This is a genomic window from Meridianimarinicoccus zhengii, assembly GCF_003254465.1.
In the GTDB taxonomy this organism is placed as follows: domain Bacteria; phylum Pseudomonadota; class Alphaproteobacteria; order Rhodobacterales; family Rhodobacteraceae; genus Meridianimarinicoccus; species Meridianimarinicoccus zhengii.
In genome coordinates this window covers 1-554 of sequence record NZ_QDFI01000209.1, presented here as the reverse complement: position 1 = coordinate 554, position 554 = coordinate 1, and the positions used below count along the sequence as shown (strand labels likewise).

At 74.9% G+C, this 554-nt stretch carries 1 protein-coding gene; it reads left to right on the top strand.

Annotated elements, in window-relative coordinates; genetic code table 11:
* Nucleotides 1–164 precede the first annotated feature (164 nt).
* Nucleotides 165–554: hypothetical protein (locus DDE13_RS22655; protein ID WP_162631214.1), on the top strand; the 390-nt coding region annotated here is incomplete at its 3' end.

Sequence of the window (554 nt, the reverse complement as noted above, 5' to 3'; positions counted from 1 at the left end):
CGCGGCAGGCCCGTGCGGCGGCACGGCACGCACAGAAGAAGGCCCGCCGCTAGCGGCAGCCACCGCGGCGGCCGGACGGACCCCGGTCGCCGTGCACAGCGCCCGTGCCAGCCGCGCCGCGGCACGGGCCATCCACGACCATTCCAACACAGGAGATCACTGCGATGATCACGTTCGAAGTCTGCGAGACCGACCTCTACGCCATCGCCGCGAAGGCGCTGCGCGCCCGGCGGCTGTTCCACACCGCGGCACTGGTGGCCCGGGCGGATCTGCCCTTTGCCACCCGCAGCATGCTGGACCGCCACCTCGAGACCGGGCCCGACGCGCTCTATTCGGCCCCGGTGCTGGCGGTCGGCGACGAGCTGCTGGCCTGCCTGCACGATGCGATCGAGCAGGCCGGCGGCGCGCCGGTCCTGTGCCACACGGAAGACGGCGAGCCCTACACGGTCGGCGGCACCGAGGACGGCGCGCGCATCGACGCCGCCGCGGCCCGGCTGGCGGCGTTCCTGACGCTGGCCTGGCAGGTGTGCGACGCGCTCGCGGCCGAGGCGGCC